Below are 18,923 nucleotides of genomic sequence, written 5' to 3' on the forward strand. Positions count from 1 at the left end.
GAGGTCGACAAACGACTGTACTCGCAACTGACCGCTCTGGGCTTTCGCCGCAGTGGCTCCCATTACTATCGCCCCCACTGTGATCATTGCAATGCCTGCATACCGGTACGGCTGGATTGCCGGGAGTTCCGGCCTGATCGCAGTCAGCGCCGGGTCTGGAACAAAAACCGGGATCTCACCTTCAGACTGGTGCCTGCGGTCTTCACCGAACGCTATTACGATCTTTATGCCCGCTACATCGGCGAGCGCCATGCCGATGGTGATATGTTCCCCCCTTCCAGGGAGCAGTTTTCCTCGTTTCTTGTGGAAGGCGCCACAGAAACCTGGTTCCTGGAAATGAACCTTGGCGACCAGCTGCTGGGACTCGCGGTCATTGACGGCCTTAACGACGGTTTGTCGGCCATCTATACCATGTTTGATCCGGAGCAGGAGCACCGCAGCCTCGGTACACTGGCCGTTCTGTGGCAGATTGATGAAGCCCGGCGGCGGGATCTTGACTGGGTCTACCTGGGCTACTGGATATCCCAGTGCCGGAAGATGAACTACAAAACCCGCTTCAGGCCCCTGGAAGCCTTTCAGGACGGACACTGGACGCCCTTTCAACCAGACACCCCGGAGCCAGGGTAATCCCCTGGCTGATGCCGAAATTTCGTCTGTTTTTTGCCAAAGCCGTGCAAATCAGGCAGAATTGCGCAATTCCAGAATCCGGAACCACATTCCAAGAGAGGTTTTTACTGAATGGCAAAATCAGATGTCATTGAAATGGAAGGCGTTATTGTTGATACGCTTCCCAACACCATGTTCCGTGTCGAGCTAAGCAATGGCCACGTGGTGACTGCACATATCTCCGGCAAGATGCGCAAAAACTATATTCGTATTCTGACCGGCGACAAGGTCAAGGTTGAGCTGACTCCCTACGACCTGAGCAAGGGCCGCATTGTTTACCGTGCCCGCTAAACGGCTCATGCCGTAAGGGGAGCCACTGCATCGCCCCCACCAGGCCGCCCACTGAGCAGATCAGGCGGCCATAAAAAAGCCCCGCCATGTGCGGGGCTTTTGTTTGTGGCTACGGTGCTACGACTTGCTCAGACCGCTTCTGCGGGCTCGCTTTCGTATTCGAACACCAGCTCACCGTCCTTGAGGTGAACGTTAACCTCACCACCACCTTCAGACAGGGCACCGAACAATATCTGCTCAGCCAGCGGCCTCTTGATTTTCTCCTGAATCAGGCGCGCCATCGGACGGGCACCCATGGCCGGATCGTAACCCAGCTCCGCCAGCCACAGCTTGGCGTCATCGTCCACGTGCAGCACCACCCGCTTCTCATCAAGCTGGGCCTGAAGTTCCGTAAGGAACTTGTCGACAACGTGGGTGATGGTTTCCGGTTTCAGATCACCAAACTGGATGATGGAGTCCAGTCGGTTGCGGAACTCAGGGGTAAACATCTTGTTGATCACCTCCATGCCATCGGTCGTGTGATCCTGCTCATTAAAGCCAATGGAGCGACGACTGATATCCTGGGCGCCGGCATTGGTGGTCATGACCAGAATGACATGGCGGAAATCCGCCTTGCGACCATTGTTGTCGGTCAGGGTACCGTGGTCCATCACCTGCAGCAGCAGGTTAAAGACTTCCGGATGCGCCTTTTCGATCTCATCCAGCAAGAGCACGCAGTGCGGATGCTTGTTGACGGATTCCGTCAGCAGGCCGCCCTGATCAAAGCCCACATAACCCGGAGGCGCACCAATCAGCCTGGAAACGGTATGCCGCTCCATGTATTCCGACATGTCAAAGCGAACCAGCTCGATACCCAGCACCTTGGCAAGCTGGCGGGTCACCTCTGTTTTGCCAACACCGGTAGGGCCGGCAAACAGGAACGCACCCTCAGGCTTCTCGGGGGACTTGAGTCCGGCCCGCGCCAGCTTGATGGATGTGGCCAGGCTTTCAATGGCCTTATCCTGACCGAACACCACCATCTTGAGATCCCGCTCAATATTTCTGAGCAGATCCTTGTCGCTGGTAGATACGTTCTTCGGCGGAATACGGGCAATGGTGGCCACCACTTCCTCGATGGCGGCCACGCCGATGACTCTTCTGCGCTTGGCCTCGGGCAGCAGACGCTGACGGGCACCTGCCTCATCGATCACATCAATGGCCTTGTCGGGCAGATGGCGGTCGGTAATGTAGCGATCAGCCAATTCTGCCGCTACCCGCAATGCCTTGTCCGAGTACTTGAGGTCATGATGCTTTTCAAAATGGGGCTTGAGGCCCTTGAGGATCTGGTAGGTATCCTCAACGCTGGGTTCGTTGACGTCGATTTTCTGGAAACGACGCGCAAGGGCACTGTCTTTCTCGAAAATGCCCCGGAATTCCTGGAACGTGGTCGAACCAATGCAACGGATCTCACCGGACCCCAGCATGGGCTTGAGCAGATTCGACGCATCCATGACGCCACCGGAGGCCGAACCGGCTCCGATGATGGTATGGATTTCATCGATAAACAGAATGGCCCGCTTCTCTTTCTTGAGTTCGGACAACAGCCCTTTCAGGCGCTTCTCGAAATCACCGCGGTATTTGGTTCCGGCCAGCAAGGCGCCCAGATCCAGCGAGTAGACCACCGCATCGGAGATGATCTCCGGCACCTGGCCATCAACAATGCGCCGGGCAAGCCCTTCGGCAATGGCCGTTTTACCGACCCCTGCCTCACCCACCAGCAACGGATTGTTCTTGCGACGCCGTACCAGTATCTGGACCACCCGCTCCACTTCGTGCTCTCGCCCGATCAGCGGATCGATCCGACCCTGACGGGCCTGCTCATTCAGATTGGTCGCATATGCTTCCAGAGGACGATTGGAACTGCCCTCTTCGCCGGCTTCTTCCTGAGCTGCCTGTTCATGACTGTCGCCTTCGTCGTTGCCCTGGACTCTCGAAATGCCATGAGAAACAAAGTTGACCACGTCAATCCGGGCAATACTCTGCTTCTTCAGCAGATACACAGCCTGACTTTCCTGCTCACTGAAGATCGCAACCAGCACATTGGCACCGGTCACCTCTTTCTTGCCAGAGGACTGTACGTGGAACACAGCCCGTTGTAGCACCCGCTGAAAGCCCAGCGTTGGCTGGGTTTCACGTTCGCTGTCACTGCCTGGAATCAGTGGGGTTGTGGAGTCGACAAAATCGGTGAGCTCTTCCTGCAGTCGCTGCAGGTCTGCTCCGCAGGCTTTCAGGACGCCCACTGCTGAATCATTGTCCAGCAATGCCAGCAGAAGATGCTCAACTGTCATGAATTCATGACGCTTGTCCCGGGCATTCCGGAACGCGGCGTTCAGCGTAATTTCAAGGTCTTTGCTTAGCATGGGCCACCCCGCAAAAGGTCAATCAGTCCGCACGTTCAATCTCGCAGAGCAGTGGGTGATCACATTCCGAGGAATACTGATTCACCTGGGCTGCTTTGGTCTCAGCGATGTCATGGGTATACACCCCACATACGGCCTTTCCTTGCGTATGGACGAGCAGCATCACCTGCGTCGCCTTTTCTTCATTCATACCGAAGAATGTCATCAACACCTCAACAACAAAATCCATCGGTGTGTAGTCGTCGTTAAGGAGCACCACCCGGTATCTGGCCGGCCTTTTCAGTGCCGGCTTCGCCGGCGCGACGCTCAGATCATCCTGGCGACCCGGTTGTTCCTGGTCCCCCTGACTCAATACTAGTAGAGATTTTCTGTGTGTCCGCATGATTGTGTCACCGGATGTCGGTTTCTGTGACATAAATGGATGTAAGGAGGCGAGAATTCAAGTGCATGACTCGCACCGCGAGTGCAATCTTTCGACCATTGATGCCGTTTCGCCTCCGGTGTTGCTCTCATGATACAGCCTCTACCCCTCCGGCGACAGTCATCCGGCCGGCTCACCATCCGCTGCAGGGGTATACGAAGCCCCGGCGGAAATGTGTCCAGGATAATTCTCGACCTGCTGCCGATATCTGCAGTTAATGTGCGTAATTGTGGATTCTCGCCTTCTCACCCTTGACTAGCGCCAAGGTTTGGTCAAGAGTTAGAAGTGCAATGTAAAATTGTGTAAAACGACAGGCCGGCCAGGCTTTCGAATGGTTTGGAATGCCTGGAGGTCAATCTACTACAACGACTATCGTGACACGCGGTGCATGGTGCCTGGATTCCGGAATTTTCTCGGCATTCCGCACCAGGGCCCGTCAGCAACATCAGGCCGGTTCGACCGGCGTTGCCGCCATGGACCGACACAGATAATGACAGAACAAGGGAGTTCATCATGCCAAAGGGCAAAGTAAAGTGGTTCAATAACGCCAAGGGTTATGGCTTCATTATCGAAGAGGGCTGCAGTGATGATCTGTTTGCCCACTTTTCCTCGGTACAGATGGAGGGTTACAAAACCCTCAAGGCAGGCCAGCCCGTAACCTTCGAAAAGAAACCCGGTGACAAGGGCATTCATGCTGTGAATATTGTTCCGGACACGCAGTCGGCCAGTTCATCGCAAACAGAAAGCCAGGACGACAACTCTGACAACGAAAACCACTCACGGACCAGTAACGTGGTGCGGATGATGAACGGTTAGCCCGGAGTCATCGCTGCAACCGCCGGCAAAACCGGCGGTAAAAACCGGGACCAGACCCGGAGTGTAACTGAGGCTGAAGCCGGAATTTATCAGCGCCGCTCTGTCTGCACCCATGCGGAACCGGTTCTGGTAAACTCCGGGGATGGCGACCCTTATATTGCTCAACAAACCTTTCAATACTCTCTGTCAGTTCACTGATCCCCGGGGTCGGGCCACGCTCGCCCCGCTGGTCAGCCAGGCCGGCGTTTATCCGGCCGGGCGGCTGGACTATGACTCCGAGGGCCTGGTGTTGCTGACCGACGACGGTACGCTTCAGCACCGCATCGCCTCACCGGAACTCAAGATGGCCAAAACCTACTGGGTTCAGGTAGAAGGCATTGTCACCCCGGAAGCCCTCAGGCAGCTTGAAACCGGTATTCCCCTGAAAGACGGTATCACCCGCCCGGCCAAAGCCCGCAGCATGCCCGCGCCCGACGATCTGTGGCCAAGGCACCCGCCGGTTCGTGAACGGCAGTCTGTGCCCACGTCCTGGCTGGAACTGACGCTGTACGAAGGCCGTAACCGTCAGATAAGACGAATGACGGCGGCTGCAGGCTTCCCGACCCTGCGACTGATCCGCTACCGGATCGGCGACTGGTCTATCGACAATCTGAAACCGGGGCAATCAAAAACCCTGACGGTTCACTTGCCCGGACCCTCCGGCCGCCCGGGCGCACGACCCCGGCGAACAGAACGGCGTCCCGGTATACGCAGAGCTCACCAATCATGACCTGGAAACCTCACGCCACCGTCGCCGTGATCAGCGAAGATTCAGCTGGCCGCTTTCTGCTGGTGGAAGAACGCAGCAATGGCCTGATCGTGTTCAATCAACCCGCCGGCCACATTGAGGAAGGTGAATCGGTGCTGGCGGCGGCCCGCCGGGAAACCCTGGAAGAAACCGGCTGGCAGGTTGAACCCAGTGCCTTTCTGGGCATGTACCGCTATATCGCACCGGCCAACGGTGTCACCTATTTCCGGTTCTGCTTTGTTGCCACGCCTTTGCAAAAAATTACCGATCAGCTGGACGACGGCATCATCGCCGCCCACTGGCTGACTCTTGAGGAAATCCGGGAGCGGGAACACCGGTTGCGCAGCCCCATGGTGCTGGAATGCATACTGGATTACCGAAATGGCCGGCGCTTTCCGCTTGAGGTGATCGTAGAGCCGGAAGCGTCAGTGCGACGCCGGTGATACAATGCCGCTCTCCACTCAAGCTCTGAACCGGAATGTGTGATGTCTCTGGATAAAGCTCCTGAACAGACCCGCGTTATTGTCGGCATGTCCGGCGGTGTTGATTCCTCCGTTGCTGCCTGGCTGCTGAAATCCCGGGGTTATCAGGTCGAAGGCCTGTTCATGAAAAACTGGGAGGAGGACGACGGCACCGAGTACTGCACCGCCATGACCGATCTGGCGGATGCACAGGACGTGGCTGACGCCATGGGTATAACCCTGCACACCGCCAGCTTTGCAGCGGAATACTGGGATCGGGTGTTCGAGCATTTTCTGGGTGAATACCGGGCAGGACGCACTCCGAATCCTGACATTCTGTGCAACAAGGAAGTCAAATTCCGGGCCTTTCTGGATTATGCCATCACTCTGGGCGCCGACTATATTGCCACCGGCCACTACACACGCCAGCGCCCGGTCAGCCATCAACCGGGTAAAGCGCAGCTGCTCAAGGGGCTCGATCCCAACAAGGACCAGAGCTACTTCCTGCACGCAGTATCCGGAGACCGTATCGCACGGACCCTGTTCCCCGTGGGCGAGCTGGAAAAACCGGAAGTTCGCCGGATTGCGGAAGCCCAGGGCTTCGTCACCCACGACAAAAAGGATTCAACCGGCATCTGCTTTATTGGTGAGCGCAAGTTCACTGATTTCCTGAAGCAATACCTGCCAGCCCAGCCCGGCGACATCGAAACCCCGGAAGGCCAGGTGATCGGCCGCCACCAGGGACTGATGTACCACACCATGGGACAGCGTCAGGGCCTTGGCATTGGCGGCCTCAGCAATTTCGGTGACGAGCCCTGGTACGTGGCCGGCAAAGACCTGGACCGCAATCTGCTGATTGCGGTCCAGGGCAAGAACCACCCATTGCTGTTCTCCCGTGGGCTGAACAGTGGCCCGGTCGACTGGGTAGCCGGCGAACCGCCCGCCAGCAGCTTCCGCTGTACCGCCAAAACCCGTTACCGGCAGCCGGACCAGGCCTGCACGGTGGAGGTCCTCGGCGATCAGTGCCGCGTGGTTTTTGATAATGCGCAGCGCGCCGTCACGCCAGGGCAATCGGTGGTGTTTTACGATGGCGAAATCTGTCTCGGTGGTGGCGTTATCGAGCAAACCTGGCGGGACGACCAGGCCATTCCGGATCTTCAAACCGCAACCGCTGGAGCAGCAGGCCTTTGAGCAAGCGTATCGAAGACCAGGTGCTGGCGCTCGCCGGCGTGTTTCAGGCCGCGACTCTGGTCAGCCAGCTGGCACATCAGGGCCGCTGCGCCGATACCAGTCTGGAAACCAGTCTCAAATCCCTGTTTGCCACCAACCCGGCAAACACGCTTGAGGTCTATGGCGGTGAACTGCGCAATCTGCGGGAAGGTCTCGATGCCATGGTCAAGATTCTGGGCAACCAGAACCGACAACAGGACATGGACGTCCTGCGCTACAGCCTGAACCTGATCCAGCTGGAGTCGGGGCTCAACCGTAATCCCGACATGCTGTCTGCCATCGGCGAGCGGATTGATCAGGCCCGGCACACCGCCAGCCATTTCGGCTATCGCCACAGCAACCTGATCGGCAACCTGGCCTCGGTTTACGCCGACACCATCAGCACCTTTCGCCTCAGGATCCAGGTCACGGGTGATCCCAATGTACTTCAGCAAGAAGAAAACGCGGCCAAAGTGCGTGCCCTGCTGCTGTCCGGGATTCGTTCGGCGGTACTCTGGCGCCAGACCGGTGGCCGTCGCTGGCAACTGATAGTACGCCGGCGCAAACTCATTGCCGTGGCCCGGGCCCTGTCCGAGCAAGCCAACCAGGCGGTTTATCACAGTGACGACTCATCGCACCGATAACCGCGTGACAACCAGCGAACCACAAACAACCGTTGCACTGATCTCCCGCCCCGGCTGGTGTATCATAGCGCCCAATTGATTCAATCTGCAGGATGTCACCCGTCAGCGGCCACCTGGTCGTGTCCGCTCTGGTGGTCCTGCCCTGCTAATGAGGTTTTTTCTGATGGAACTCACCAGCCTGACAGCCATTTCCCCGGTTGACGGACGATACGGCAGCAAGGTGTCCGTTTTTCGGGAAATATTCAGCGAATACGGGTTGATCCGCAACCGGGTCAAGGTCGAGATCCGCTGGCTGCAGAAACTGGCCGCCCACCCCGGGATCGTGGAAGTTCCGGCACTGTCTGTTGCCGCCAACGATGCCCTGGACACCCTGGTGGAGAATTTCAGCCTGGCCGATGCCGAGCAGATCAAATCCATCGAGCGCACCACCAACCATGATGTGAAGGCGGTCGAATATTTCATCAAGGAACGTATTGCCCCGGTTCCGGAACTTCATGCCATCACCGAATTCGTGCATTTTGCGTGCACCTCGGAAGACATCAACAACCTGTCTCACGCGCTGATGCTGCAGGAAGGCCTTGAAAATGGCCTGCTTCCGGCCATGACACAGGTCCTCGAACGCATCACGGTACTGGCTCATGAGCACGCTCGCCAGCCGATGCTGTCGCGCACCCATGGCCAGACCGCGTCGCCCTCGACGGTAGGCAAAGAGCTGGCCAACGTGGCCTACCGGTTGCAGCGCCAGCTCGATCAGATCCGTCAGGTGGAACTGTTGGGCAAGATCAATGGCGCCGTCGGCAACTACAACGCACACCTCAGCGCCTATCCGGATATTGACTGGGCCGCAACCGCGCGGGAGTTTGTGGAAAGCCTGGGCCTGGCCTGGAACCCTTACACTACCCAGATCGAGCCTCATGATTACATTGCGGAACTGTTTGACGCTGTGGCCCGTTTCAACACCATCCTGCTGGATCTGGACCGGGACGTCTGGGGTTACATTTCCCTTGGCTACTTCAAGCAGAAGACCGTGGCCGGTGAGATCGGATCATCCACCATGCCCCACAAGGTCAATCCGATAGACTTCGAAAATTCAGAGGGCAATCTCGGTATCGCCAATGCCATCATGGCGCATCTGGGCTCCAAGCTGCCGGTTTCCCGCTGGCAGCGGGATCTGACCGACTCCACCGTGCTGCGAAACCTGGGGGTTGGCTTTGCCCACAGCCTGATCGCCTACGAGGCCACCCTCAAGGGCCTCGGCAAGCTGGAGCTGAATCCGGCCCGCCTTGACGGGGACCTGGACAACGCCTGGGAAGTACTGGCTGAGCCGATCCAGACGGTCATGCGCCGTTACAATATTGAAAAGCCCTACGAAAAACTGAAAGAACTCACCCGCGGCAAAGACATGTCACCAGAGCTGATCCGCAATTTTGTGCAGACCCTGGACATCCCCGAGTCTGCCAAAACCGAGCTGATGGCCCTGACGCCCGCGGGCTACACCGGCAACGCAGCAGAACAGGCAGAGGCTCTGTAACTGTGGCCACAATTACAGAGCTTCCCGGTGGCCTTGCGGCGGACGTATTCCTGCGGGACTACTGGCAGAAGAAACCTCTGGTGATCCGCCAGGCCTTCGTGGATTTCGAGTGTGCGGTCAGTGCGGATGAACTGGCCGGCCTGGCCTGTGAGGAATCGGTGGAATCCAGGCTGATCGTGGAGCAGGAAAACGGCGCGCCCTGGCAACTCCACAACGGCCCGTTTACTCCGGAACAGCTCACCAGCCCTCCCGCCGGCAACTGGACCCTGCTGGTTCAGGGGCTGGACCACTGGGTACCGGAGATCGCCGACATTCTGGACCATTTCCGTTTCGTGCCCAACTGGCGCCTGGACGACATCATGGCCAGCTACGCCCCGCCCGGCGGCAGCGTTGGCCCTCACTACGACCAGTATGATGTGTTCCTGCTGCAGGCCCAGGGGCACCGACGCTGGCAGTTCGGCGGCCGCTGCGACGCCGGCTCGCCCCGGCTTGAGGGCACCCCACTGCGTATACTCAGTGACTGGCAGGCGGAAGAGACCGTGGTTCTTGCCCCGGGTGACATGCTCTACGTGCCGCCGGGAATTGGCCATCACGGTATCGCCGAAGACGAATGTATCACGCTCTCTGTCGGCTTCCGGGCGCCGACCACCGATGACCTGCTCACAGGGTTTACCGACTTTCTCTGCAGCGAAACGCCGGTGGATGGCCATCTTCCGGACCTGAACCCGGAACTGCCGGACAACCCTGGCGAGATACAACCGCAGGTACTTGAACAACTACGCTCACTGATTGTCGATCAGATCGACAATCCCCGTCAGCTGGCACTCTGGTTCGGCCAGTTCAGCACAGCCCCGAAAAATGCCGACATTGTGATGCCCGCCGAACAACCGATGCAGGCAGATGAGCTAAAATCCTGGCTGGCGAGCGGTGCCATCCTGCGCTGGAACGAAGGCTCCCGCTTCGCCTATACCGGGTTGGAACAGCAGACGGCGCTGTTTGTGGACGGCGACAGATACCTGCTCAGTGGCGATGCACGTCCGCTGGCGCAGGTACTTTGTGCCGCTAGCCGGCCAGATCAGCAGGCGCTGCTGGCGCTGTGCGCGGACGATACTCTGGCCGAACTGTTAACCGTATTGCACAATCAGGGCAGTGTGTATTTCGAATGACTCCGAGATTCCGTAAATATTCCTGGCAACTGGCTCCGGCAGCGGTGCGCGAGATCCGGCACCGGGTCTTTGTTGAAGAACAGAAGGTGCCACTGGAGCTGGAGTGGGACGACACCGATGAGCTCGCCGACCATTACCTGGCGGTGTTGCCGGACAATACGCCGATCGCCGTTGCCAGAGTCATTTCAACCCTTGACGACACCGCTCATATCGGCCGCATGGCGGTACTTCCGCAGTACCGGGGCAAAGGCGCCGGACAGGCGTTATTGCGGCGGGTGATGCAGGACGCCGCCGCTGAGGTGGACGACCTTCAGCTTTCTGCCCAGCACCATGCAGTGCCCTTTTACCAGCGCAACGGATTTCATGTCTGCTCCGATCAGTATGAGGATGCGGGCATCCCCCATTACAGCATGCGCTGTCTGGCACCAACCCTGGTTACAGCCGCCCTGGCACAGACACCTGTCCGCGACAGACCCATGATGCTGGGCAAGGATGACCAAAGCTGGCTGATTGAGCAGGAGCAGTCCGTGCCGGCACTGATGGATTCACTGGCGGGCCAGGCGGTTCACCGGCTCTGGCTTTACGATCGCCTGCTGGATCACGACCTGTATGACCGGCAACGATTCCGCGACATTCTGTCTCTGCTCCCCCGCCGTCACCGCATCAGCGAAGTGCGTCTGCTGATCCATGACGACAAGCCACTGGTCAAACGCCGCCACCAACTGGTGGAACTGATGCGCCGGCTGCCAAGCCACATCAGCCTGCGCCTGGTGAACCCCGATTATCCCCTGGAGGAACGTCCGTTCATGCTGGCAGACCGGGAAGGCATTCTGGTGCGCCATCGCTTCGACCGGCCAGAGGGTTTCGCCAACTTTGCCGACAGCGGCCGGGTCAAACTCCTGGCAGAACAGTTCCAGCGCATGTGGGACAGCGCCCGACCCTCGCTGGAGCTGAGGGAACTACCGATCTGAATGACCGGCCCGGGGCTGACGATCAATACCGAACTCCGCCTCGAACTGGCCGCCGAAATCAGCAAACTCTTCGTCCACCTCCTCTGCCACTTCCGTCACCAGCCGCCGCAGCCACTGGTGATCAGCGTTGTGCTGCAACAGCGGGCTCCAGGCCATTTTCAGCTCGAACGGCGGAATATCGAAGGGTGGCGGCTTGATCATCAGGTTCTGGTTTTCCCGTTGTAACCAGGCGGCCCGGCTGGGCAGGGTCGCAATCAGATCGTGCTGTTCGGCCAACAGCATCGCCACCTGATAGTGCCGGGTAAACACCGAAATGTGGCGTTTTCTGCCCATCAGCCCCAGAGCTTCATCGACCCACCCGAGGCGCTGAACATCCTTCGGATTCACCCCCACACCAACGCCAAAACCGGTTTTACTGACCCAGATATGACTCGCGTTCAGGTAACTGTCAAGGGTAAAGGGGTCTTTCAGAATGGGATTTCGCCGGTTCATCAGACAGGCAAAATACTCGATCCACAGGGTTTTCTGGTGGAACGACTGGGGAATTTTGTCAAACCGGTTGATGGCCATATCGAGACGGCCCTGCTCTACGTCCTGAAAGCTGACATCACTGGGCGTCAGTACGTCCAGAATGACGTTGGGAGCCTCCTGCCGGAGCCGCCGCAGTACCCGGGGCATCAGGCAGGATTCGGCGTAGTCACTGGCCATGATGCGGAACACCCGCTGGCTTTGCTGGGCGGAAAATGGCGTATGCTCCTGCACCGCCTGCTCGATATCCGAAAGAATATTGCGCACCAGAGGTTGCAGTTCCAGTGCCCGTTCCGTCGGGCTCATGCCCTCACTGGTGCGTACCAGCAAGGGATCGCCAAACAGGTCCCGCAAGCGCCGCAGGCCGTTGCTCATGGCGGGCTGGGTGATACCCAGGTGGTTGGCCGCCTTGGTGACATTCCGCTCCCGCAGCAACACGTCCAGATAGACCAGCAGATTCAGATCAACCCGGGAAATATCCATGAGCACTCACCTTGCGGACAGCAGTTTCGGATCAGCATTCAGCTGCAGAGCCGGAATTATATCACCGGTAACAGATTGCAACGGAAGCCTGTGAAGTTTTCTGCTAGTCTTCCGGATACTTGCATAGCCTGTTTCGTCTTCGGGAATGCTTCTGAAAGGCGCCTGGTGTTTGCTGATCCGTACGTCATACTAACCAATAATTATCAGCGGAGCGGTACACGCGTTCATGGATACCACTACCATTGTTCTGTTACTCATCGGTGTTGTTGTTATTTCCGTTGTCATTGTGGTGTTCAGCCAAATGCGAGAGCGGGCAAAAATCGAACGAATGCGCCGTGTCACCGCCCTGGAAGACGCCTACAACCGCGCCCGCCGACTCTATGAGGAGCTGCCAGCACCGTATCTGAACAAGGATATCAAGTTGTTGCTGCTGCACCGTATGGAAGAAATCTGCCAGCAACTGGCCCAGGAAAAGTCCGCTCTGCCGGTCAACGACTGGCTAGGCAAGGTCACTGGCGAAAAGCAGAAAGTGGTCGAGGGTACCGACGAACACCCGGATATCCGTATCGACACGCCTGACAAGGCCAATTATGTGAAGGAACTGCTCCAGGGTTTGTTCAAACTGGTGGAATTTCTTCACAAATCCGGAAAATTGCCTGCCAACAGCGCCCGCAATCATCTGCGTTACGTACTGTTTCTGATCCACAAGACTCACGCCGACCTGCAGGTGTTTCAGGCCAGGGAGCATATTCGCCAGAACGAGCTGAGAAAGGCGATCCATGCCTACCACCTTGCCGCCAGCGAGATGGCGAAATCCAGTGAGAATGCCCTTGCCCAGAAGGCTGTGCAAAGCTTCAAGCAACGCATCCGGGAGTTGGAAACCGAACTCACCAGCGGTGAAAGCTCCCGTTCTGCCGAACAGCAAAACCGGCTGGACAAAGACTGGGACAGCTTCCTGCATGACGATGCCTGGAAGAAAAAAGCCGACTACGACGACTGAGCAGGCCAGCCATACTGGCCCTCTCATTGAAGGGCAAGGAATAACCCGATTGTGATCAATCTGTTCAAGACACGGCTTTCCTACCGTCTGACCCGGGACACAGTGTTACTGGCCATGGTGCTTGGGCTGTTTCTTAATCTGATTCAGGTCAGCCTCGACTATCGCAGGGCTCTCACCGACATGGATCAGGATATCCATGCACTGATGGACATCAGCCACAGCCCCGCGTCACAGATTGCTTACAACATCGATACCCGGCTTGCCGGTGAGTTGCTGGAAGGCATGCTTCACCACAAGGCGGTGATCGATGCCCGCCTTGTGGATTCGAATCAGCGCACGGTTGCAGCTGCCAGTGGTGGACGTACGGATTTCCGGTATCCGGTTATCAGTGACCTGCTGTTTGGCGATACCAGGACCTATCAGGCCTCGCTTCAGGTCAATGAACTGCAAGACATACCACTGGGTGATCTGGTGCTCACCATCACTCCCCGTTATTTTGGTCAGCAGTTTCTCGATCGCGCCGTGTTTACCATTGTCAGTGGCTTCTTCAAGAGCCTCGCTTTGTCGGCACTGCTGCTGTTTGCTTTCTATTTTGTGCTCACCAAACCCATTCTGCGTGTGATCGAAACCCTGGAGCAGGCCAAGGACGATCCGGAGAAAACACGGTTGCCAACACCACCGAGCCATGAGCGGGATGAGATCGGCACCATGGTTGGCATTATTAACCGCCACCTGGAAACGGTGGAAGCCAGCCTGGTGCAAATGCGGCAAGTGGAAAGCCGCATGAAAGACTACTCCACGGCGCTGGAACGGGAAGTGGAAGACCGCACCCGGGAAATTTCTGAAAAAAATGAAGCCCTGCAGCGAGGCAACAAGGCACTGGTCAAAGCCAAGGAAGACGCCGTTAACAAGGCACGGTCGCGGGCCCGTTTTCTGGCCAGCATGAGCCACGAAATCAGAACTCCGCTTAATGGCATTCTGGGGATGCTGGAGCTGGCCCTGGAGGGTGACCTTGAGCCGACACAGCGGCATCAGCTGGCCATTGCCCAGACCGCCGGCCAGAGCCTGCTGAGCCTGTTGAATGACATTCTGGATATTTCCAAAGTGGAGGCCGGCAAACTGAGCCTGGAGGTTATCCGGTTTGATCTTCGTGAACTGGCGGGAGACTGCGCCACCCTGCACCGGGAACAGGCCCGCCGCAAGGGACTCGACTTTAACCTGAATCTCAGCCCGACGCTGGCAGACGCCTATCTTGGCGATCCCACTCGGATACGGCAGATACTCAACAACCTGTTGTCCAACGCGATCAAGTTTACCGATATCGGGGAGATCAGATTAACCATTGAACCGGGAAACGACGGTATCCGGATAGTGGTAGCCGATACCGGCATTGGCCTTTCCGGAGATCAGCTTGACCGGATCTTTACACCCTTCTCCCAGGCCAACGCGGATACCACCCGCCGCTACGGCGGCACCGGGCTGGGGCTCTCACTATGCTATCAGCTGGTGGAACACATGCATGGCCAGATAACCGTTACATCCAGCGAAAATGAGGGCAGCCGGTTTGTGGTAACACTGCCTTTAACGGCGGATCATGACCGCAACCCAAAGGCCGATATCACTCCTGCCCGGAGGGCAACCGACACCATGCTTCCGGCTCGCCACTGCCGCATTCTGCTGGTGGAAGACAACCGGGTGAATCAGATTGTCGCCTCTGCACTGCTGCAGAAGCTCGGCCACGAGGTTGATCTCGCAGAGAACGGCGAACGCGCCCTGGCGGCGCTGGCCGCCAGGCCTTATGACATGGTTCTGATGGATTGTCAGATGCCGGTGATGGACGGTTACGAAGCCACCCGCAGAATCCGCCAGCACCCTGAATGGCAGCACTTGCCGATTATCGCCGTGACCGCCAATGTCATGGCTGGCGATCAGGAAGCCTGCATCGCCGCCGGCATGGATGACTACATCACCAAGCCGTACAGCCGTCAGCTCCTGGACGAGATCATCAGACGCTGGGCATCCCGGATCCCCTCGCTTCCAGCCGGCTGAGCATACTCCGCAGCTGATCCTTCAGGGCCAGTATCTGCTCTGGCTCTTCCCCCAGCTCACACAGTAACTGTAATGGCACCTGGCCCGCACGACTGCGCAATTCACGGCCTTCATCGGTCAGAATGGCCTCAACCACGCGCTCATCGTCAGAACGACGCTGGCGCCGGATCAGCCCCCGTTGCTCAAGCCGCTGCAACAACGGCGTCAGCGTGCCGGAATCCAGCCGCAGACGCTGGCCAATCTCTGACACCCGTGCCTGCTGCCCCCGGGCGTCCGCTTCCCAGAGAACCAACATCACCAGGTACTGGGGATAGGTCAGTGACAGGTCTGCCAGCAACGGACGATAACGGGCCGTAACCGCCCGGTTCAGCGCATAGAGCGCAAAGCAGAGCTGGTTATCCAGCGCCAGGGGGTTCTGGTCTTCGGTCATGCCTGCAACTGCTCCTCGATGTCCTTGCGAATGGCCCCGGGTTTGGTGGTGGGCGGGTATCGGCGAACCACCTGCCCATTGCGGCCAACCAGAAATTTGGTGAAATTCCACTTCACTTTTTCTGATCCCATCAGTCCTTTCGCTTCTGATTTCAGCAGGGCAAACAGTGGATGGGTGTCCGGGCCGTTCACCTCCACTTTGGCGAACATCGGAAAGCTGACGCCGTAGTTGAGACTGCAGAACTGGCTGATAGTATCGTTATCCGCCGGGTCCTGGCTCAGGAACTGGTTGCAGGGAAACCCCAGTACTTCAAGCCCCTTGTCGTTGAGCTCATCGTACAACACCTGCAAACCTTCGAACTGGGGAGTAAACCCACATTTGCTGGCGGTATTGACGATCAGCAGAACCTTGCCGCTGTAATCGCTCATCGGATGGGCCTGACCTTTAATATCGGTGACCTCTATGCCGTAAATGCTGTTGTCGGACATAATCTGCTCCCTGGTTAATTCACCCAATTATATTGCCCACAACTTAATTCGCAAGGCAATGCTGAGCGACAATCTCACTTGTTAAGCCAAGTGTCCGTCCGATTTGCCATTTTTCATCACAATTCCAACAGAAATGCTCTGTTTTTTTAACCCGCCCCTCCGCTAGAATGGAGCTTTGCAAGCGAACGATCGATACGCGTCAGAGCCGCTTGCACCGGTATCACCGCCGGTCACTGACGACTGGCACGTTCACCCTCGGGAAACCCAGCGACTATGCAGAATTACAGAAAATCCGCCAAACTGGATAACGTATGCTACGAAATACGCGGCCCGGTTATGCGTGAGGCCCGTCGCCTCGAAGAAGAAGGCCACCGGGTGCTCAAGCTGAACATCGGTAACCCCGCCGCCTTCGAGCTGGATGTGCCCGAGGAAATCCAGCAGGACATCATCTATAACATGCATCAGGCCCAGGGTTATGTTGAATCCAAAGGCCTGTTCTCTGCCCGCAAGGCGGTCATGCATTACTGCCAGCAACGGGGCATCGACAAGGTCGATATCGATGACATCTACCTGGGCAATGGTGTCAGTGAGCTGATTGTCATGTCCATGCAGGCAATGCTCAATACCGGTGATGAGGTGCTGGTACCGGCGCCGGATTACCCCCTGTGGACAGCGGCTGTCACCCTGTCCAGCGGCAAGCCGGTGCACTACCGCTGCGACGAGCAGCAGGACTGGTTTCCGGATCTCGACGACATGCGTCGCAAGATCACCAGCCGTACCAAAGCCATTGTACTGATTAACCCCAATAACCCGACAGGGGCAGTCTACCCGCCTGAGCTGCTGGCAGAAGTTATCGAAATGGCCCGCCAGCACAACCTGATCATCCTGTCGGACGAAATCTACGACAAGGTGCTGTACGACGGCATAGAGCACATATCCACCGCGGCGCTGGCAGACGACGTTCTGTTCTTTACCTACAGTGGCCTGTCGAAGAACTACCGGGCGGCCGGCTACCGTTCCGGCTGGCTGATCATCAGCGGTGCAAAACATAAGGCCAAGGATCTTATTGAGGGCATCGACATGCTGGCTTCAATGCGCCTTTGTGCCAACGTACCGGCGCAGTTGGGTATCCAGACCGCACTCGGCGGTTACCAGTCCATTGACGACCTGGTGGCGCCGGGGGGCCGGCTCTACGAGCAGCGGGAAGTGGCCTGGTCACTCCTCAACAGCATTCCCGGGGTCAGCTGCGTGAAGCCCAAAGGCGCACTCTACCTGTTCCCGAAACTGGATCCGGCCATGTACCCGATTGATGACGATGAAAAATTCGTCCTCGACCTGCTACAGCAGGAGAAAATGCTGCTGGTTCAGGGTTCCGGCTTCAATATTGATGACCGTCAGCACTTCCGGGTCGTGTTCCTGCCCCGGGTCGACGCGCTGGAAGATGCCATGGGGCGCCTTGCCCGCTTTCTGAACAACTGGCGCTGACAAGGAGGGACGTTTGCCCGACATTCATATCGAGGAGTTTTACCGGGACGCGGCTATAGCGCTGCTGCAGCTTTACAGTGTGTTTCCACGTCGCATCAACCTCTTCGTGGAAGACATTGCGGGCCCGGATGATCCCGATGAGTTCGGACTTCACAGTCCCAGGCACCAGGCCTGCTTCGGCGCGCTGCTGTGGCTGCAGGAAGAGGGTCTGTTGCGCTACATCGACACCATTCGTCAGGAAGCACTGGATCAGGCCGTACTGACCCAGCGGGCTTTTGTTCGCCTGAGCATGCCGGCACCTGAGGCTATCCACCCCGACCTGACGCTGAATGCGTCGGCCCCGCCAGTTTCCGCTTCGCTTATGGAAGACCGGTCCACCTTTATCTACCTGCTTCGGGAGGCCATTCATAAAGGCAGCGCAACAACGGTCGGCAAGGTGATGCGGGAAGCATTTTTCCATGAGCCCATGGGTCCCGCCAGCAACCATTAAATACTTGTCAGATGATTGAAATTGCGGGCAAATGACCAGATATCCTGGGCAAGCCATTGTCACCCTCGGGAGTACACCATGAGAATACTGCTGTTTCTGGCAACCAACATTGCTGTCGTTCTGGTGGCCAGCATTACCCTGCGTCTGCTGGGCGTGGACCATTACCTGGCCGGCAGTGGTATCAACTATCAGTCGTTGCTCATTTTCGCGGCAGTCTTTGGCTTCGCCGGCTCGTTTATTTCCCTGCTGATGTCAAAGTTCATGGCCAAGCGGGCCACCGGAGCGAAGGTCATCGAGTCGCCCCGCACCCCTGCTGAACGCTGGCTGGTGGATACGGTTGCCGAACTGTCGAAAAAAGCCGGCATCAAAACACCGGAAGTGGCCATTTTCCCGGCCACCCAGTCCAATGCGTTTGCCACTGGCTGGAACAAGAACGATGCACTGGTGGCGGTCAGTGAAGGCCTGTTGCAACGATTCGACAAGGAAGAGATCCGCGCGGTACTTGGCCATGAAATCGGCCACGTTGCCAATGGTGACATGGTTACCCTCGCCCTTATCCAGGGTGTGGTTAACACTTTTGTGATTTTTGCGGCACGGGTCATCGGCTC

20 protein-coding genes are annotated in these 18,923 nt (G+C 57.6%); 15 read left to right on the forward strand and 5 right to left on the reverse strand.

All coding sequences use genetic code 11. The features are described 5' to 3' along the window. Both AAC035_RS06550 and infA read left to right on the forward strand, forming a co-directional pair. Window positions 1-627 (forward strand): arginyltransferase (locus tag AAC035_RS06550; RefSeq protein WP_339801528.1); only part of this gene is annotated, 627 nt, incomplete at its 5' end. A 111-nt stretch (window positions 628-738) separates the two neighbouring features. Then, entirely contained in the window at window positions 739-957 is a 219-nt protein-coding gene (gene infA / locus AAC035_RS06555) for a translation initiation factor IF-1 (protein WP_008938619.1), read from the forward strand. A gap of 128 nt (window positions 958-1,085) precedes the next feature. Here the strand turns inward: infA and clpA are convergent, their stop codons facing one another. Together clpA and clpS are read right to left on the reverse strand one after the other, a co-directional pair. After that, the gene (clpA, locus tag AAC035_RS06560) at window positions 1,086-3,356 is read right to left on the reverse strand and encodes an ATP-dependent Clp protease ATP-binding subunit ClpA (protein WP_339801537.1); all 2,271 of its coding nucleotides are present in this window, start codon (window positions 3,354-3,356) and stop codon (window positions 1,086-1,088) included. Between the two features lie 22 nt (window positions 3,357-3,378). Continuing rightward, the gene (clpS, locus tag AAC035_RS06565; RefSeq protein WP_339801539.1) at window positions 3,379-3,738 is read right to left on the reverse strand and encodes an ATP-dependent Clp protease adapter ClpS; all 360 of its coding nucleotides are present in this window, start codon (window positions 3,736-3,738) and stop codon (window positions 3,379-3,381) included. Window positions 3,739-4,290: 552 nt separating this feature from the next. On the opposite strand from clpS, the gene AAC035_RS06570 reads away from it, so the two are divergent. The 8 genes from AAC035_RS06570 to AAC035_RS06605 all read left to right on the forward strand — a co-directional run bounded on the left by AAC035_RS06570 (window position 4,291) and on the right by AAC035_RS06605 (window position 11,362). Next, complete coding sequence (locus tag AAC035_RS06570) at window positions 4,291-4,593, forward strand: cold shock domain-containing protein (protein WP_339801541.1); 303 nt, start codon at window positions 4,291-4,293, stop codon at window positions 4,591-4,593. 142 nt (window positions 4,594-4,735) lie between these two features. Then, entirely contained in the window at window positions 4,736-5,362 is a 627-nt protein-coding gene (locus AAC035_RS06575) for a pseudouridine synthase (protein WP_339801543.1), read from the forward strand. Beyond that, window positions 5,359-5,823, forward strand: a complete 465-nt coding sequence (locus AAC035_RS06580) for an NUDIX hydrolase (protein ID WP_339801546.1) — start codon at window positions 5,359-5,361, stop codon at window positions 5,821-5,823. The genes AAC035_RS06575 and AAC035_RS06580 overlap by 4 nt, the downstream gene beginning before the upstream one ends. Before the next feature lie 42 nt (window positions 5,824-5,865). Further along, window positions 5,866-7,032, forward strand: a complete 1,167-nt coding sequence (gene mnmA / locus AAC035_RS06585; RefSeq protein WP_339801548.1) for a tRNA 2-thiouridine(34) synthase MnmA — start codon at window positions 5,866-5,868, stop codon at window positions 7,030-7,032. Continuing rightward, complete coding sequence (gene hflD / locus AAC035_RS06590) at window positions 7,029-7,694, forward strand: high frequency lysogenization protein HflD (RefSeq protein WP_339801551.1); 666 nt, start codon at window positions 7,029-7,031, stop codon at window positions 7,692-7,694. The genes mnmA and hflD overlap by 4 nt, the downstream gene beginning before the upstream one ends. Window positions 7,695-7,857: 163 nt before the next feature. Continuing rightward, window positions 7,858-9,225, forward strand: a complete 1,368-nt coding sequence (gene purB, locus AAC035_RS06595; RefSeq protein WP_339801554.1) for an adenylosuccinate lyase — start codon at window positions 7,858-7,860, stop codon at window positions 9,223-9,225. Between the two features lie 2 nt (window positions 9,226-9,227). Then, complete coding sequence (locus AAC035_RS06600) at window positions 9,228-10,391, forward strand: cupin domain-containing protein (protein WP_339801557.1); 1,164 nt, start codon at window positions 9,228-9,230, stop codon at window positions 10,389-10,391. After that, window positions 10,388-11,362, forward strand: coding sequence for a GNAT family N-acetyltransferase (locus AAC035_RS06605; protein ID WP_339801560.1), 975 nt, complete (start codon window positions 10,388-10,390; stop codon window positions 11,360-11,362). Before AAC035_RS06600 ends, AAC035_RS06605 begins: the two co-directional genes overlap by 4 nt. On the opposite strand, the gene AAC035_RS06610 is transcribed toward AAC035_RS06605, so the two are convergent. After that, on the reverse strand, window positions 11,351-12,373 hold the full coding sequence (locus tag AAC035_RS06610) for a LysR family transcriptional regulator (RefSeq protein WP_339801563.1): 1,023 nt from the start codon (window positions 12,371-12,373) through the stop codon (window positions 11,351-11,353). The two genes, AAC035_RS06605 and AAC035_RS06610, sit on opposite strands and share 12 nt — an antisense overlap. Window positions 12,374-12,599: 226 nt before the next feature. Here AAC035_RS06610 and AAC035_RS06615 point away from each other — a divergent pair, with 226 nt between their 5' ends. After that, window positions 12,600-13,373: a hypothetical protein gene (locus AAC035_RS06615; RefSeq protein ID WP_339801566.1), complete on the forward strand. Its 774-nt coding sequence runs from the start codon at window positions 12,600-12,602 to the stop codon at window positions 13,371-13,373. 51 nt (window positions 13,374-13,424) lie between these two features. Next, on the forward strand, window positions 13,425-15,422 hold the full coding sequence (locus AAC035_RS06620; RefSeq protein WP_339801569.1) for an ATP-binding protein: 1,998 nt from the start codon (window positions 13,425-13,427) through the stop codon (window positions 15,420-15,422). On the opposite strand, the gene AAC035_RS06625 is transcribed toward AAC035_RS06620, so the two are convergent. Next, window positions 15,379-15,852: a MarR family transcriptional regulator gene (locus AAC035_RS06625; protein ID WP_339801571.1), complete on the reverse strand. Its 474-nt coding sequence runs from the start codon at window positions 15,850-15,852 to the stop codon at window positions 15,379-15,381. The genes AAC035_RS06620 and AAC035_RS06625 overlap by 44 nt on opposite strands. Then, a complete protein-coding gene (locus AAC035_RS06630) occupies window positions 15,849-16,340 on the reverse strand; it encodes a glutathione peroxidase (RefSeq protein ID WP_339801574.1) in 492 nt (163 codons plus the stop codon). The genes AAC035_RS06625 and AAC035_RS06630 overlap by 4 nt, the downstream gene beginning before the upstream one ends. 273 nt (window positions 16,341-16,613) lie before the next feature. Between AAC035_RS06630 and AAC035_RS06635 the strand changes: the two genes are divergently transcribed. From AAC035_RS06635 to htpX, 3 genes are all read left to right on the forward strand, one after another. Further along, window positions 16,614-17,825, forward strand: a complete 1,212-nt coding sequence (locus AAC035_RS06635) for a pyridoxal phosphate-dependent aminotransferase (RefSeq protein ID WP_339801577.1) — start codon at window positions 16,614-16,616, stop codon at window positions 17,823-17,825. A 13-nt stretch (window positions 17,826-17,838) separates the two neighbouring features. Continuing rightward, on the forward strand, window positions 17,839-18,315 hold the full coding sequence (locus AAC035_RS06640) for a hypothetical protein (protein ID WP_339801580.1): 477 nt from the start codon (window positions 17,839-17,841) through the stop codon (window positions 18,313-18,315). 78 nt (window positions 18,316-18,393) lie between these two features. Then, the coding region (gene htpX, locus AAC035_RS06645; protein WP_339801583.1) for a protease HtpX at window positions 18,394-18,923 on the forward strand (530 nt) is incomplete at its 3' end.

This window comes from uncultured Marinobacter sp., assembly GCF_963974375.1.
Lineage (GTDB): Bacteria > Pseudomonadota > Gammaproteobacteria > Pseudomonadales > Oleiphilaceae > Marinobacter.

Excerpts from the sequence above, each read along its gene's own strand:
- infA (WP_008938619.1), top strand. The coding sequence starts at position 739 with ATGGCAAAATCAGATGTCATTGAAATGGAAGGCGTTATTGTTGATACG.
- clpA (WP_339801537.1), bottom strand. The coding sequence starts at position 3,356 with ATGCTAAGCAAAGACCTTGAAATTACGCTGAACGCCGCGTTCCGGAAT.
- clpS (WP_339801539.1), bottom strand. The coding sequence starts at position 3,738 with ATGCGGACACACAGAAAATCTCTACTAGTATTGAGTCAGGGGGACCAG.
- AAC035_RS06570 (WP_339801541.1), top strand. The coding sequence starts at position 4,291 with ATGCCAAAGGGCAAAGTAAAGTGGTTCAATAACGCCAAGGGTTATGGC.
- AAC035_RS06575 (WP_339801543.1), top strand. The coding sequence starts at position 4,736 with ATGGCGACCCTTATATTGCTCAACAAACCTTTCAATACTCTCTGTCAG.
- AAC035_RS06580 (WP_339801546.1), top strand. The coding sequence starts at position 5,359 with ATGACCTGGAAACCTCACGCCACCGTCGCCGTGATCAGCGAAGATTCA.
- mnmA (WP_339801548.1), top strand. The coding sequence starts at position 5,866 with ATGTCTCTGGATAAAGCTCCTGAACAGACCCGCGTTATTGTCGGCATG.
- purB (WP_339801554.1), top strand. The coding sequence starts at position 7,858 with ATGGAACTCACCAGCCTGACAGCCATTTCCCCGGTTGACGGACGATAC.
- AAC035_RS06605 (WP_339801560.1), top strand. The coding sequence starts at position 10,388 with ATGACTCCGAGATTCCGTAAATATTCCTGGCAACTGGCTCCGGCAGCG.
- AAC035_RS06610 (WP_339801563.1), bottom strand. The coding sequence starts at position 12,373 with ATGGATATTTCCCGGGTTGATCTGAATCTGCTGGTCTATCTGGACGTG.
- AAC035_RS06615 (WP_339801566.1), top strand. The coding sequence starts at position 12,600 with ATGGATACCACTACCATTGTTCTGTTACTCATCGGTGTTGTTGTTATT.
- AAC035_RS06625 (WP_339801571.1), bottom strand. The coding sequence starts at position 15,852 with ATGACCGAAGACCAGAACCCCCTGGCGCTGGATAACCAGCTCTGCTTT.
- AAC035_RS06630 (WP_339801574.1), bottom strand. The coding sequence starts at position 16,340 with ATGTCCGACAACAGCATTTACGGCATAGAGGTCACCGATATTAAAGGT.
- AAC035_RS06635 (WP_339801577.1), top strand. The coding sequence starts at position 16,614 with ATGCAGAATTACAGAAAATCCGCCAAACTGGATAACGTATGCTACGAA.